Origin of the sequence: Sphingomonas sp. MS122 (assembly GCF_049532975.1) — a bacterium.
In the GTDB taxonomy this organism is placed as follows: domain Bacteria; phylum Pseudomonadota; class Alphaproteobacteria; order Sphingomonadales; family Sphingomonadaceae; genus Sphingomonas.
This window is the reverse complement of sequence record NZ_CP186695.1, coordinates 1,803,173-1,817,637: the sequence shown is the minus strand read 5'-3', so window position 1 is coordinate 1,817,637 and position 14,465 is coordinate 1,803,173. Positions and strand designations below refer to the sequence as shown.

General features: G+C 69.5%; 11 protein-coding genes. 7 read left to right on the top strand and 4 right to left on the bottom strand.

Translation table 11 applies throughout. The annotated features are described in order from the left end of the window. Window positions 1-10: 10 nt before the first annotated feature. From ACO227_RS08630 to ACO227_RS08620, 3 genes are all read right to left on the bottom strand, one after another. Entirely contained in the window at window positions 11-763 is a 753-nt protein-coding gene (locus ACO227_RS08630; RefSeq protein WP_423606900.1) for a DsbA family protein, read from the bottom strand. Continuing rightward, window positions 760-2,118 carry a M48 family metalloprotease gene (locus ACO227_RS08625; RefSeq protein WP_423607314.1) on the bottom strand — a complete coding sequence of 453 codons (1,359 nt, stop codon included), beginning with the start codon at window positions 2,116-2,118 and terminating at the stop codon, window positions 760-762. The genes ACO227_RS08630 and ACO227_RS08625 overlap by 4 nt, the downstream gene beginning before the upstream one ends. 135 nt (window positions 2,119-2,253) lie before the next feature. Then, complete coding sequence (locus ACO227_RS08620; RefSeq protein ID WP_423606898.1) at window positions 2,254-4,899, bottom strand: Rne/Rng family ribonuclease; 2,646 nt, start codon at window positions 4,897-4,899, stop codon at window positions 2,254-2,256. A gap of 477 nt (window positions 4,900-5,376) precedes the next feature. On the opposite strand from ACO227_RS08620, the gene ACO227_RS08615 reads away from it, so the two are divergent. The 4 genes from ACO227_RS08615 to ACO227_RS08600 all read left to right on the top strand — a co-directional run bounded on the left by ACO227_RS08615 (window position 5,377) and on the right by ACO227_RS08600 (window position 11,316). Further along, window positions 5,377-6,624: an N-acetylmuramoyl-L-alanine amidase gene (locus ACO227_RS08615; protein ID WP_423606896.1), complete on the top strand. Its 1,248-nt coding sequence runs from the start codon at window positions 5,377-5,379 to the stop codon at window positions 6,622-6,624. Between the two features lie 98 nt (window positions 6,625-6,722). Then, complete coding sequence (locus ACO227_RS08610; protein WP_423606894.1) at window positions 6,723-9,233, top strand: penicillin-binding protein 1A; 2,511 nt, start codon at window positions 6,723-6,725, stop codon at window positions 9,231-9,233. A gap of 185 nt (window positions 9,234-9,418) precedes the next feature. Next, window positions 9,419-10,546, top strand: a complete 1,128-nt coding sequence (gene prfB, locus ACO227_RS08605; protein WP_423606893.1) for a peptide chain release factor 2 — start codon at window positions 9,419-9,421, stop codon at window positions 10,544-10,546. Then, window positions 10,543-11,316: a class I SAM-dependent methyltransferase gene (locus ACO227_RS08600; RefSeq protein WP_423606892.1), complete on the top strand. Its 774-nt coding sequence runs from the start codon at window positions 10,543-10,545 to the stop codon at window positions 11,314-11,316. Before prfB ends, ACO227_RS08600 begins: the two co-directional genes overlap by 4 nt. A 2-nt stretch (window positions 11,317-11,318) precedes the next feature. Here the strand turns inward: ACO227_RS08600 and ACO227_RS08595 are convergent, their stop codons facing one another. Further along, window positions 11,319-11,720: a JAB domain-containing protein gene (locus tag ACO227_RS08595; protein ID WP_423606891.1), complete on the bottom strand. Its 402-nt coding sequence runs from the start codon at window positions 11,718-11,720 to the stop codon at window positions 11,319-11,321. Window positions 11,721-11,869: 149 nt separating this feature from the next. Here ACO227_RS08595 and ACO227_RS08590 point away from each other — a divergent pair, with 149 nt between their 5' ends. From ACO227_RS08590 to ACO227_RS08580, 3 genes are all read left to right on the top strand, one after another. After that, the gene (locus ACO227_RS08590; RefSeq protein WP_423606889.1) at window positions 11,870-12,664 is read left to right on the top strand and encodes a thymidylate synthase; all 795 of its coding nucleotides are present in this window, start codon (window positions 11,870-11,872) and stop codon (window positions 12,662-12,664) included. Next, the gene (locus ACO227_RS08585; RefSeq protein ID WP_423607313.1) at window positions 12,661-13,137 is read left to right on the top strand and encodes a dihydrofolate reductase; all 477 of its coding nucleotides are present in this window, start codon (window positions 12,661-12,663) and stop codon (window positions 13,135-13,137) included. The genes ACO227_RS08590 and ACO227_RS08585 overlap by 4 nt, the downstream gene beginning before the upstream one ends. Window positions 13,138-13,251: 114 nt before the next feature. Further along, window positions 13,252-14,424 carry a dipeptidase gene (locus ACO227_RS08580; protein WP_423606888.1) on the top strand — a complete coding sequence of 391 codons (1,173 nt, stop codon included), beginning with the start codon at window positions 13,252-13,254 and terminating at the stop codon, window positions 14,422-14,424. Window positions 14,425-14,465 lie beyond the last annotated feature (41 nt).

The window sequence follows — 14,465 nt, the reverse complement described above, 5'->3', positions numbered from 1 at the left end:
GCGACGGCGCTCAGCTCTTGGTGCGCGCCGCCTTCACCGCCTGTTCGAGCACCTCATAGGGCACCATGCCCGAGATGACGCGGTCGCCGATCACCCAGCTCGGCGTGCCCGAGACGCCGAGCTTGCCCGCGACCTCGAGGTTGCGCGCGATCTCCGCCTCGACCTTGGGCGTAGTGAGCGCGGCCTGCGCCTTGGCCGTATCCAGCCCGGCCGACGTGGCCGCGGCGGCGATCGAGGCCTCGCTCAGCTGCCCGCCCGAATAGAGCGCGGTGTGGAACGGCTTGAACTTGCCCTGCTCGGCCGCTGCCAGCCCCCAGCGCGCGGCGACGCGGCTGACCTCGCTCAGCACCGGCAGCTCGCGATAGACGATGCGGACATTGCTGTCCTCGGCGACCAGCCGAGCGATCATCGGCAGGCTCGCGCGGCAATAGCCGCAGGCATAGTCCATATAGACCGCGACGGTGACGTCGCCCTTGGCATTGCCCTCCCAGGCGCCGGCATAGGGCTCGGTGATCGCGGTACGGCTCGACGCCACCGCCTGGCCGGTCTCGCGCTCCTGCAGGCGCTTCATCGCCTCGGGCAGGATCTCCGGGTTCGCCAGCACATAGTCGCGCACGACCTGTCCGATCCGCGCCTTGTCGGTGTCCGCGACGTGCGCGGGGGCGAGCGCCTGCACGCCCAGCACCACCCCGCCGCCGAGCGCGGCGGACAGCGCCACCAGGCCGGCGAGCGCCAGCGGGCTTCTCGCGATGCGTTCGATCACCGTCTCTTCCTGTCCTGAAGCATGCCCTGCGCGGCCATGACGATGTCCTGCGCGCGGATCCAGTCGGGCGAGCCCTGCGGCAGCCCGGCCATCGCCGCCTGCCCGCTCGATACCGCGCGGCCCATGTCGCCGATCATGCTCGACCGCTCCGCCGTCGCAAGCGCCGCGCGCGCGGTGTCGCCCTTGCGCTCATAGACCATGCCGAGCTGGTACCAGGCGAAGGGGTTCTCCTGGTCGCGCACCACCGACTGGCGCAGCACCTTCTCGGCCTCGGCAAGGTTCGCGGGATCCTCGGTCGCGATCAGCGCATGGCCGAAGGTGGTGGCGATCAGTGGCTGGTAGTTGGTCTGCGTCGTCGCCTCGCGCAGCGGGGCGAGCGCGTCCTTGGGCTTGCCCGATTCGAGCAGGATCTGCCCCTCGAGCTCGAGGAAATAGGGATTGTGCGGCTCGGCCCGGACCAGGGCCGCCGCTTCGGCGGCCGCCTGCTGCGGATAGCCAGACTTGTGATAGGCATAAGCGCGCGCGTAGCGGGCCGGGACCGACGTGTCGGTGTCGGGATAGCGGCGCAGCGTATCCTGGGGATCGGCGACATAGCCGCGCAGTTTGGCCTGCACGCGCTTGAACCGCTCCTCGATCGACGGATTGCTCGGCTTGTTCCACGCCGCATCGGCCTGGAGGTCGGCGGTGAGCGTGGCGATGCGGTCGCCCGACATCGGGTGGCTCATCACATAGCTCTGCTCGCCGCCGCGCTTGAGCCCCCAGCGATATTCCTGCTGCTGGAGCTTCTTGAAGAAATCGAGCATGCCGCGGCCGCTGATGCCGGCGCCCGAGAGATACTTGACGCCGGCGGCATCGGTGGTTGCTTCCTGTGCGCGGCTGAAGGCGAGATAGTTGCCGAGCGCGGCGCGCTGGCCGAGCTGCATCAGTCCCATGCCCGCATCAGCCGAGCCGGCGGCCATCGCCGCCGCGCCGAGCAGCAGGCTGAGCAGGGTGATGCTGGTCGCGCCCCTCGCCATGCGATCGCTGAGCGGCGCGTGGCCGCCGGTGACATGGCCGAGCTCGTGCGCGATCACGCCCTGCACCTCGTTGGCACTGCTGGCGGCGTCGATCAGGCCGGAATGAATGTAGACCGCCTGCCCGCCCGCGACGAAGGCGTTGATCGAGGGATCGTTGATCAGGACGATGCGGACGTTGTTCGGCTGGAGGTTGGCGGCCTTGATCAGGTCGCGCGACATGTCGGCGAGCAGCGCCTCGCTCTCCGCGTCGCGCAGGATCGACTGGGCGAAGGCGGGGTTGACGATGCCGATCAACAGCACCAGCGCAAGGATCGAAACGAGCCGCTTCATGGCGGGCATCATGGCGGATTATCCCCTGCGATCAACGGCCGGTTGCGGCGCGAACGCCCGCGACGCGATGGATCGGGGCGCATGAACGGGGAGTGAGCGGCGGGAATGGCACGCCATCCCCGCCGCCCCGCATCCCCGTCCGGGTTACGCACCGAAGGTGCGCTGCCACCAGCCGCGGCGTGGCGAGCCGTCGCCGGGTTCACCTTCGGGATCTCCTTCGGCGGCTGCTGCTTCGGCAGCCGCCGCAGGCTCGAGATCCTGCGCCACCGGCTCGGCCACAGCGGCCTTGGCGCGGCTGCGGCGCTTGGGCTTGGCCGGCGCTTCCGCTTCGGGCTCGGGCGCCGGTTCGGGCGCAGCTTCGGCCACCGGCGCTTCCACCTCGGGCTGGACCGCGTCCGCATCCGCCTTCTTGCGGCGGGTGCGCTTGGGCTTGGCGGGCGCGTCCACCTCGGGCTGCGGCTCGGCGGCGATCCCGGCTTCCTCGGTCGCGACGTCGAGCGCGGCGACCGGCGTCTCGACGACCTCGGCCTCGGCCTTTTTGCGGCGGGTGCGCCTGGGCTTGGCGGGGGCTTCCTCGACCGGCTGCGGCTCGGCGGCAATGCCGGCCTCGGCGGTCGCTTCCTCGATCTCGGCAGCCGATTCTTCCGCGGGGAGCTCGCCCGCGTCCGCTGCGAGGCCGGCCTCGTCTGCGCCGCCCCGGCGTCCGCCGCGGCGGCCACGGCGGCGGCGCTTGCGCTGCTCGCCATTCTCGTCCGCGGCGATCGCCTCGGGCTCGGCGGATTCCCCGACCGGCTCGCCGTCCGCGTCGGCATCGCTCGCCTCGCCCGCCTCGTCAGCCGGGCGCTGCTCGCCACCCTCCTCGTCGCGGCGGCCACGGCGGCCGCGGCGGCGGCGGCGGCGCTTGCGGCCACCTTCGCCCTCGCCTTCGCCCCGCTCGCGGCGCTCGCGCGGCTCGCGGGCCTCGATCTCCTCTTCGTCCTCTTCCTCGTCGTCGATCTCCTCGACGACATCCTCTTCGAACTCCTCGATCGCCGCAGCGAACTTGGGCGCGTGCGCCGGCGGCGGGCCCGAGGCCTCGACCGACATGCGCGCGCCCTCGAGCTCCCCGTCCGAGAGGATCTCGACCATCACGCCATAGCGATCCTCGATCTCGGCGATGTCGGCGCGCTTCTTGTTGAGAACGTAGAAGGCGGCTTCCTGGCTGCAGCGCAGCGTCAGGAGCGAGCCGCGGCCACGCGCCGCCTCGTCCTCGATCAGGCGCAGCGCGGAAAGGCCGGCCGACGAGGCGGTGCGGACGAGGCCGGTGCCCTCGCAATGCGGGCACTGGCGGGTCGACGCCTCGAGCACGCCGGTGCGCAGGCGCTGGCGGCTCATCTCCATCAGGCCGAAGGCGCTGATGCGGCCGACCTGGATGCGCGCGCGATCGTTCTTGAGCGCTTCCTTCATCGCCTTCTCGACCTTCCGGACGTTCGATCCGTGGTCCATGTCGATGAAGTCGATGACGACGAGCCCGGCCATGTCGCGCAGGCGCAGCTGGCGCGCGATCTCCTGCGCCGCCTCGAGGTTGGTCGCGGTCGCGGTCTGCTCGATATTGTGCTCGCGCGTCGAGCGGCCCGAGTTGATGTCGATCGACACCAGCGCCTCGGTCGGATTGATCACGAGATAGCCGCCGCTCTTGAGCTGCACCACCGGGTGGTACATCGCCGCGAGCTGGTCCTCGACATGCGCGCGCTGGAACAGCGGCACGGCGTCCGAGTAATGCTTCACCTTCTTGGCGTGGCTCGGCATCAGCAGCTTCATGAAGTCCTTGGCCTGGCGATAGCCCTCCTCGCCCTCGATGATCACTTCCTCGATGTCGCGATTATAGATGTCGCGGATCGCGCGCTTGATCAGGTCGCTGTCGCCATAGATCAGCGCCGGGGCGGACGATTGCAGCGTCTTGTCGCGGATCTCGTCCCACAGCCGGGCGAGATAGTCGAAGTCGCGCTTGATCTCGGTCTTGGTGCGCTGGAGCCCCGCGGTGCGCACGATGCAACCCATCGTCGGCGGGAGCTTCAGGTCCGACATGATCGACTTCAGGCGCTTGCGGTCCGCCGCCGAGCTGATCTTGCGGCTGATGCCGCCGCCATGCGCGGTGTTGGGCATCAGCACGCAATAGCGGCCGGCAAGCGAGAGATAGGTGGTCAGCGCGGCGCCCTTGTTGCCGCGCTCTTCCTTGACGACCTGGACCAGCAGCACCTGGCGGCGGCGGATCACGTCCTGGATCTTGTAGCGGCGGCGCAGGCTCATGCGGCGCTGGCGCAGCGCCTCGACCTGGTCGTCGCTGCCCTTGCCGCGGCGGCGCGGGCGGCCGCCTTCGGCCTCCTCGCCGTCGGCGGCCTCGGCGGCTTCTTCGTCCTCGTCGGCGAGACGCTCGAGCACCTCGACGTCGCCGCCCTCATGCTCGTCGTCATGCTCCTCGTCGCCCTCGGCCTCGGCGCGCAGCGCGGCCTCCTCGGCGGCGTGCTCGGCCTCCTCGCGGAGCAGCGCGTCGCGGTCTTCCTTGGGGATCTGGTAATAGTCGGGGTGGATTTCGCTGAAGGCCAGGAAGCCGTGGCGGTTGCCGCCATATTCGACGAACGCCGCCTGGAGCGAGGGCTCCACGCGAGTCACCTTGGCCAGATAGATGTTGCCCTTGAGCTGCTTGCGCTCGGCGGACTCGAAATCAAACTCCTCGATTCGGTTCCCTTTGACGACCGCCACGCGGGTCTCTTCCCGGTGGCGTGCGTCGATCAGCATACGCATGGTCATTTAATGTTCTCCGCGCGCGCCGTGCGGGTGTCAGCCGCGGCGCGCAGTCAATGATGTCGCCCGGACCGCTTCGGGCGGGGCGGACGATGTTGGTTTGAAGATTTGCGTCTGCTGCGCGCGCACGTCCGAGCCCGTGGCCCGGATGCTTCGCCGTCGCGCACCGCCCGGCCGCGAGGGCCTGGGACACGGAGCGACGGGAAAATTGCGACATCACAGCATCAACCTGAATTACCGCCGAAACATGGTGGCGGCGAACGGCCGGCACAAGCCGGTCGCGGGATGCGTAGCACCCTGCAACCGGGCGGGCAACCGGAAGCGCAACGGTCCGCGCGCAGCCGGGGTCCCGGCAACAGCTTGCCGCCCTTGCCGGCAAAAACATGCCGAATACGATGTTAACCGCACCGTTTCACCTCGTTTGAAGCCGCGCGCCGCTACCCGGGTTGCCGTCAGGATAATTCGTTTCGTGAGTATAGGTGCATGCATTTGGGCTGGACCCCCGCCAGCCCGGCGCGGCATATCGCCCGGGTGTCCTTCTTCCTCGCCCTCCTCGCCGGCTGGCTTACCGGCGCGCCGAGCTGGGCAGGCACGATCCGCGACATCGACGTCCAGTCGAACCGCATCGTCGTCAAGTTCGACGACCGCGTGGCACAGGCGTCGAGCTTCCTGCTCGCGGGCCCCAACCGTATCGCGCTCGACCTGATCGGCGCGAAGCCCGGCGCGCGCGCCGATGCCGCCGGGCCGGTGCAGGCCGTGCGCCAGGCGGCACGCGACGAGGGCGCGCGCGTCGTGTTCGATCTCGCCCGTCCGGCGATCGTCACCGGCGGCCGCTTCTCGGCCGACGGCACCGCGCTCACGCTCGAGCTGCGCACGGTCGACGACGCCCGCTTCGCGCGCGCCGCCGCGGAGGGGCGGATGAGCTTCCTCCCGCCGTTCAGCTTCGCCCGCGCCTCGACGCGCCACAGCTACAGCGTCTCGGTACCCGTGCCGCCGCGCCCCGCCGCCTATCGGATGCCGCGCATCTATGGCGACGACGACGATCGTCCGCTGGTAGTGATCGATGCCGGCCATGGCGGGCACGATCCCGGCGCGATCTCGGCCGCAGGGCTGCAGGAGAAGGAGCTGACGCTCAAGGTCGCCAAGGCGATCCGCGACGAGCTCGCCGGATCGGGCCGGGTGCGCGTCGCGCTGACCCGCGAGGACGACCGCTATCTGCTCCACCGCGACCGGTTCGAGATCGCGCGCAAGCTCGGCGCAGCCTTGTTCATCTCGGTCCATTGCGACGCCGCGCACAACGAGGCGGCGAGCGGCGCGACCGTCTACACCCTGTCCGAGGTCGCCTCGGACAAGGAGGCCGCGCGCCTCGCCGCGCGCGAGAACAAGTCCGACATCCTCTCGGGCGTCGACCTCGCCGCGCAGAATCGCGACGTCTCCTCGATCCTGATCGACCTGACGCAGCGCGAGACGATGAACGCCTCGGCCAAGTTCGCGCGGCTGCTCGGGCGCGAGGCGCAGGGGCTGATCCCGGTGCGGGAGAATTACCACCGCATGGCCTCGCTGCTGGTGCTGAAGGCGCCGGACGTGCCCTCGATCCTGTTCGAGACCGGCTATATCTCGAACGAGAAGGACGCCGCCTTGCTCAACTCCGCGGAGGGGCGCCGCCGCATTGCCGAAGGCGTGAGCCGCGCGGTGGCGATCCATTTCGCCACGCGGATGGCCGCGCGGTGATGTGAGAACCTCCCCGGAACGGGGAGGATTGAAACATCAAAACAACCCACCGCATCCCTGGCTGGCAAGCCCGGCCAATCCTGCTAAACCGCCGCCACATGGCGGACGCGACCGAACCCGATTTCACGCTCAAGTTCACGCGAGAGGATGCCGGAGGGCGGTTCGCCGCCCTGCGCCGCCGCTGGTGGTTCAAGCTGCTCGCCTGGCTGGCGCTGCTCGCCGGCGTCGGCACCGCTTTGCTGTGGGCGCTGTTCCTGCGCGACCTGCCCTCGGTCGACATGCTGCGCGCCTATGAGCCGCCGCTGCCGACCAATGTCCGCCAGGCCGACGGCACGCCGCTGCGCAGCTATGCGCGCGAGCGCCGCGTCGAGCTGTCCTACGACGAATATCCCAAGCTGCTGGTCGGCGCGTTCCTGTCCGCCGAGGACAAGACCTTCTTCGAGCATGGCGGGGTCGACTATCCCGGCCTGGTCCGCGCCGCATGGCAGGGGATGACCAGCGGCGAGACGCCGCGCGGCACCTCGACCATCACCCAGCAGGTCGCCAAGAACCTGCTGCTCAACAACGAGGTCAGCTACGTGCGCAAGGCGCGCGAGGCGATCCTCGCCTTCCGCATCGAGAACACGCTGTCCAAGCAGCAGATCCTCGAGCTCTACCTCAACCAGATCGCGCTCGGCCGCAACGCGTTCGGGGTCGAGGCGGCAGCGCACGCCTATTTCGACAAGGATCTGAGCCAGCTCACCCTGCCGCAATTCGCCTATCTCGCGATCCTGCCCAAGGGCCCGTCCAACTACATGCCCGAGCGTCACGCCGACCGCGCGATCGAGCGGCGCAACTGGGTGCTCGGGCAGATGCTCGCCAACGGCTATATCGACCAGGCCGCGCACGACGAGGCGGTCGCCGCCCCGCTCGGCGCGGTGCCGCGCAAGTCGCCCAGCGCCGACCCGCTCGGCGGCTATTTCATCGAGGAGGTCCGCCGCCAGCTGCTCGACCGCTTCGGCGAGACCGAGAAGTCGGGACCGTACAGCGTCTATGCCGGCGGCCTGTGGGTGCGCACCTCGTTCGATCCCGAGATCCAGAAGGCGGCCCAGAAGGCGCTGCGCGACGGCCTGCTGCGCTACGACCGCGGCCGCGGCTGGTCGGGGCCGATGCGCGAGGTGGCGTTCGACGGCGACAATTGGCGCGCGGCGTTGCTCAACACCAATATCAACCTCGATTACGAGGACTGGCGCGCGGCGATCGTCATCGCCAAGGCCGGCGGCAGCGCCGAGATCGGTTTCGGCGACGGCCGCACCGGCACGCTCCCGGCGTCGGGCGCGCAGATGCCGGTGCGCGGCCAGGGCGGCGCGGCGTTCAACGTGCTGAAGCGCGGCGACGTCATCGCGGTCGCGCCCGAAGGCGGCGGGTTCGCGCTGCGCTCGATCCCCAAGGTGTCGGGCGGCATGGTCGTGGAGGATCCCAATACCGGCCGCATCCTCGCGATGCAGGGCGGGTTCGACGCGACGGTGCAGGCGTTCAACCGCGCCACCCAGGCGCAGCGCCAGCCGGGCTCGACGATCAAGCCGATCGTCTACTCCGCCGCGCTCGAGAACGGCATGACTCCCGCCTCGATCATCGTCGACGGCCCGTTCTGCGTCTATCAGGGCGCCGCGCTCGGCCAGAAATGCTTCCGCAACTTCGGCGGCACGCGCGGTGCTGGCCCGAAGACGATGCGCTGGGGTATCGAGCAGTCGCGCAACCTGATGACGGTGCAGGCGGCGAACGCCACCGGCATGGACAAGGTCGTCGACCTGATGCAGCGGATGGGCGTCAGCCAGCAGAAATATCCGCCCTATCTCTCCTACTCGCTCGGCGCGGGCGAGAGCACGGTGATGCGGATGGTCAACGCCTATTCGATCCTGGTCAATCACGGCCGCGCGCTTACCCCGTCGCTGATCGACTTCGCGCAGGACCGCCACGGCAAGGTGATCTGGCCGCAGAACTGGCGCCCGTGCGACCGCTGCAACATGCCCGACTGGGACGGCAAGCCGATGCCGCGGCCGATCACGCGCTCGCGCCAGGTGATCGACGCGATGAGCGCCTATCAGATGGTGCACATCACCGAAGGCGTGATCCAGCGCGGCACCGCGACGATCCTGCGCGACCTGGGCCGCCCGATCATGGGCAAGACCGGCACCTCCTCGGGCCCGCGCGACGTGTGGTTCATCGGCGGCACGCCGCAGATGATCGCGGGCCTCTATATCGGCTACGACACGCCCACCAATCTCGGCGGCTATGCCCAGGGCGGCACGCTCGCCGCGCCGATCTTCAAGCAGTTCGCGCAAAAGGCGTTCGAGGGGCTCGACGTTCTGCCCTTCACCGCGCCCGCCGGCATCCGCATGGTGCGCATCGACCGCACCTCGGGCCGCCGCGTGTTCGGCGCCTGGCCGGGCACCGATCCCAAGGCGGCGGTGATCTGGGAGGCGTTCAAGCCCGAGAGCGAGCCGCGCCGCCGCTCGCGCCGCGAGGCCGAGGAGGCAGCGCCCAAGGCCGAGGTCAAGAAGCGGGCCGTCCAGCAGGAACGGCCGCGCGACAGCGACTTCTTGCAACGCGAGGGCGGAATCTACTAGCGGGCGTTGATGACCAACCCAAATCTCATCGTCACCCCGGCCTTGTGCCGGGGTCCACGGTGCCCGAAGGGATGGATTTAAGCTTCTTGCGCCTCGCTTGCGTCCCGGTGGCCCCCGGACAGAGCCGGGTGACGAATAAAAGGTCCGGTTCTGCCGTGGCCCGAAAGGTTTGAAAGGTTACGACAATGCGCGCCGAAGCGCAGGCACATGCCGACAAGATCAACGACGCGCTCGCGCTGCTCCGCCGCTTCCTCGACTGGGACAAGGCGCTGCGCCGGCTCGACGAGCTCAACGCGCGCGTCGAGGACCCGACCTTGTGGGACAATCCCAGGGAAGCGCAGGACGTGATGCGCGAGCGCCGCCGGCTCGACGAATCGATCACCGCGACGCGCGCGATCGAGCGCGAGCTCGCCGACACGTCGGAGCTGATCGAGATGGCCGAGGCCGAGGGCGACGAAGCCATGGCGGTTGAGGGCACGCAGGCGCTCGCCGCGCTCGCCGCGCGCGCCGACGAGAACAAGGTCAAGGCGCTGCTCTCGGGCGAGGCCGACGCCAACGACACCTATCTCGAAGTCCATTCGGGCGCCGGCGGCACCGAGAGCCAGGACTGGGCCGAGATGCTCCAGCGCATGTACACGCGCTGGGCCGAGCGCCACGGCTTCAAGGTCGAGCTGATGGACTATCACGCCGGCGAGCAGGCCGGGATCAAGTCGGCGACGCTGCTGATCAAGGGCGAGAACGCCTATGGCTACGCCAAGACCGAGAGCGGCGTGCACCGGCTGGTGCGCATCAGCCCGTACGACAGCTCGGCGCGGCGCCACACCAGCTTCTCGTCGGTGTGGGTCTATCCGGTGATCGACGATTCGATCGACATCGAGATCAACGAAAGCGATCTCAAGATCGACACCTACCGCGCTTCGGGCGCGGGCGGGCAGCACGTCAACACCACCGATTCGGCGGTGCGCATCACTCACGTCCCCTCGGGCATCATCGTCGCCAGCCAGCAGGACCGCTCGCAGCACAAGAACCGCGCGACGGCGATGGGCATGCTCAAGGCGCGGCTGTACGAAGCCGAGCTGGCGAAGCGCGAGGCGGCGGCGATGGGCGAGTACAGCTCGAAGACCGAGATCGGCTGGGGGCACCAGATTCGTTCCTACGTCCTCCAGCCCTACCAGCTGGTCAAGGACCTGCGCACCGGCGTCACCTCGACCGCGCCGTCGGACGTGCTCGACGGGGCACTCGACCCGTTCATGGCGGCTGCGCTATCACAGCGCGTGACCGGCGAGACGGTCGAGGTGGAGGACGTGGATTGAGGCCAGCGGGCGCCCCGTTGCTGCTGCTGATCGCCCTCGCGACGGCGGGGTGCGACGCGACCGAGCCGCGCCCGCAGCCGACGCCGACCCAGGACCTGCGCTTCCCCGCCGCCGACCGGCCCGTCGCCACGATCGTCTCGGCGCGCTGGTCGACCGAGGAGGCGCGCGACCGGCTCAACGAAGCCGATACGGTGATGGACCTCGCGCAGATCAAGCCGGGCACCACGGTCGCCGATATCGGCGCGGGCGAGGGCTATTACACGATCCGCCTCGCCGCGCGCGTCGGCAAGGACGGCCGCGTGCTGGCCGAGGACATCATCCCCGGCGTGCGCGACGCGCTGGCGCAGCGCGTCTCGCGCGAGCGGCTCGACAATGTCAGCGTGCGCCTGGGCGAGCCCGAGGATCCCAAGCTCCCGGTCAACAGCTTCGACCGCATCCTGATGGTGCACATGTACCATGAGATCGAGGAGCCGTACGAGTTCCTGTGGCGCATGCGCCCCTCGCTGCGGCCGGACGGGATGGTGGTGGTGGTCGATGCCGATCGCGAGACGCAGAACCACGGCACCCCGCCCGAACTGCTCAAATGCGAGTTCGCCGCGGTCGGCTATCGGCTCGTGACGATGCGCGACATGCCCTCGGCCGGCGGCTATCTCGCGATGTTCAAGGCCGAGGGGCCGCGGCCCGAGCCGGGCGCGATCCGGGCCTGCCGCCACCAGCCCGCGCCCAGGAAAGCCGGCGCGCCGAAGCCCGAATCGACGACGGACGAATAGCGCTAGAGCAGCCCCGCGGCGCGGAAGCTCCACGCGCCGCCCTTCGCGTCCACCACCAGATGCTCGTGCAGCCGCACGCCGAGCGCGTGCAGCGCACCGGCCAGGCGCCGCGTCGCATCGCGGTCGGCGCGGCTCGGCCAGGCCTCGCCGCGTGGGTGGTTGTGCGCCATCACCACCACCGCCGCCTCCAGGCTGAGCGCGTCGATCGCGACTCGCCGGACGGGCAAATCCACCGCGTCCGCCTCGGTCCCGCGCGCGTGGCGCAGCCCGAGCATCCGTCCCGCGCCGTCGCAATAGGCGAAGGCGGCGACTTCCACCGGTTCCCCGGCGACGCTGTCCGCGACGATGCGGCCGATCGCCTCGAACGGCGCGCCGGGGGATGGGAGAGACGCTTGCGACGCCATGACGTCAACGTCGCCGCAAGCGCCGAATCCGTCGAGCCGAACCGCCTCCGTGGCGGCGCGGCTTTGCTCCATTTCGGAGGAAGGACGATCCACAGCTTCACGGGCGCCCGCGCTTGGCGGGGCACGGGCACTCGGCTAGGTTGGCGTCGATGCGGCAATATCTCGACCTCATGGAGCGGGCGCTGGCCCATGGCGCGGTGCAGATGGACCGCACCGGCGTCGGCACGCGCAGCGTGTTCGGCCACCAGATGCGCTTCGACCTGAGCGAGGGCTTCCCGGTCCTCACCACCAAGAAGCTGCACCTGCGCTCGATCATCGTCGAGCTGCTGTGGTTCCTGCGCGGCGACACCAACGTCAAATGGCTGCAGGAGCGCAAGGTCAGCATCTGGGACGAATGGGCCGATGCCAATGGCGATCTCGGCCCGGTCTATGGCAAGCAGTGGCGCGACTGGGCGGCGCCCGACGGCAGCCATGTCGACCAGATCAAGGAGCTGATCGAGACGCTCAAGACAAACCCAGCCTCGCGCCGGATGATCGTCTCCGCGTGGAACCCGGGCGAATTGGGCGCGATGGCGCTGGCGCCCTGCCATTGCCTGTTCCAGTGCCATGTCGCCAACGGCAGGCTCTCGCTCCAGCTCTACCAGCGCTCGGCCGACATCTTCCTCGGCGTGCCGTTCAACATCGCGAGCTACGCGCTGCTGACGCACATGCTCGCGCAGCAATGCGACCTGGAGCCGGGCGAGTTCATCTGGACCGGCGGCGACTGCCACCTCTATTCGAACCATCTCGAACAGGCCGAGCTGCAGCTCTCCCGCGCGCCCGGCCCGCTGCCGCGGCTCGAGATCCTGCGCAAGCCGGCGTCGATCGACGCGTACGAGTACGAGGATTTCGTCCTCCACGACTATGTCGCGCAGCCGCACATCAAGGCCGAGGTCGCGGTCTGATCAGCTTCCATCTCGCGCGGGCCGACAACGGCGTGATCGGGGTGGACGGGAAGCTGCCCTGGCACCTGCCCGCCGACCTCAGGCGGTTCAAGGCGCAGACCATGGGCAAGCCGATGGTCATGGGCCGCAAGACCTTCGAGAGCTTTCCGAGCCCGCTGCCGGGGCGCCGCCATATCGTGCTGACGCGCGACGCCTCGTGGCGCGCCGAGGGCGCGGAGGTGGCGAATTCGGCGGAGGACGCGCTGAAGCTCGCGGGCAACAGCGACATCGCAGTGATCGGCGGGGCGGAGATCTTCGCGCTGTTCCTCGACCGCGCGGATCGGATCGAGCTCACCGAGGTGCACCTTTCGCCCGAGGGCGACGCCATCGTCCCGCCCTTCGGCCCCGAATGGCGCGAGGCCGCGCGCGAGGACCATCCCGTCGACGGCGGCCGGCCGGCCTACAGCTTCGTCACGCTGGAACGCCGCACCTGACGTGATCGTCACCCCGGCCTTGTGCCAAGGTCCACCTTGCCGCACACAATGCCGCGACTGGATGTGCGGCACCATGGATGCCGGAACGGGTCCGGCATGACGGGAGGGGTAACGATGAAACGCAAATGGTGGCTCTGGGCGCTCGCCCTCCTCATGATCGCCATCCTCGCCTTCTTCGCGCTCGCCCCCGGGATCGTCGAGCGCGACATGAACAAGGTCGTCGCGACCAAGCTTCCGACCGTCACCCCCGAGACCCGGAAACTCCACGCCAGCCTGCAGATCGCCGACCTGCACGAGGACACTTTGCTGTGGAAGCGCAGCCTCAACGACCGGTCGAGCCAGGGCCAGGTCGACCTGCCCCGGCTGATCGAGGGCAATGTCGCGCTCCAGGTCTTCTCCTCGGTCACCAAGACGCCCAAGAACCAGAATTACGACGCGAACGGCGCCGACACCGACAACATCACCCTCCTCACCTTCGCCCAGCTCCAGCCGCCGCGCACCTGGACCTCGCTGCTCGAGCGCTCGCTGTTCCATGCGCGGAAGCTCGAGCGCGCCGCCGCGGCGTCGAACGGCCAGCTCCGCGTGATCCGCACCCCGGCCGATCTCGACGCGCTGCTCGCCGCACGCGCCAGGGGCAGCAAGACCGTCGGCGGGCTGCTGTCGATCGAGGGCCTCCAGAACATGGAGGGCAAGCTCGCCAATATCGACCGGCTCCACGCCGCGGGCTTCCGCATGGCGGGCCTGACGCACTTCTTCGACAACGAGCTCGGCGGGTCGATGCACGGCATCGCCAAGGGCGGGCTCACCCCGCTCGGCCGCGCGACCGTGCGCCGCATGGAGCGGCTCGGCATGGTCGTCGACATCGCGCATGCCAGCCACAAGTCGGTCGCTGAGATCCTGGCGATGGCCCGGCGGCCGGTGGTCTCCAGCCATGGCGGGGTGCAGGCGGTGTGCAAGGTCAACCGCAACCTCTCCGACGACGAGATCCGCGGCGTGGCCAAGACCGGCGGAGTGATCGGCATCGGCTATTGGGACGCGGCGATCTGCGGCACCGAGCCGGCAAAGGTCGCCGCGGCGATCGCGCATGTCCGCGACCTCGTCGGGATCGACCATGTCGGGCTCGGCTCCGACTTCGACGGCGCGGTCACCACCGGCTTCGACACGGCGCAGCTCGCCTTCGTGACGCAGGCCTTGGTCGACCGCGGCTTCACGCCCGGGGAGGTCCGCAAGGTGATGGGCGGCAACGTCCTGCGCCTGCTGCGAGCGGGGATCGCGCCGGGCCAGTGACCAAGCCAGTGAGTTGGCACGTGCGGACAGCCCCTCTATAG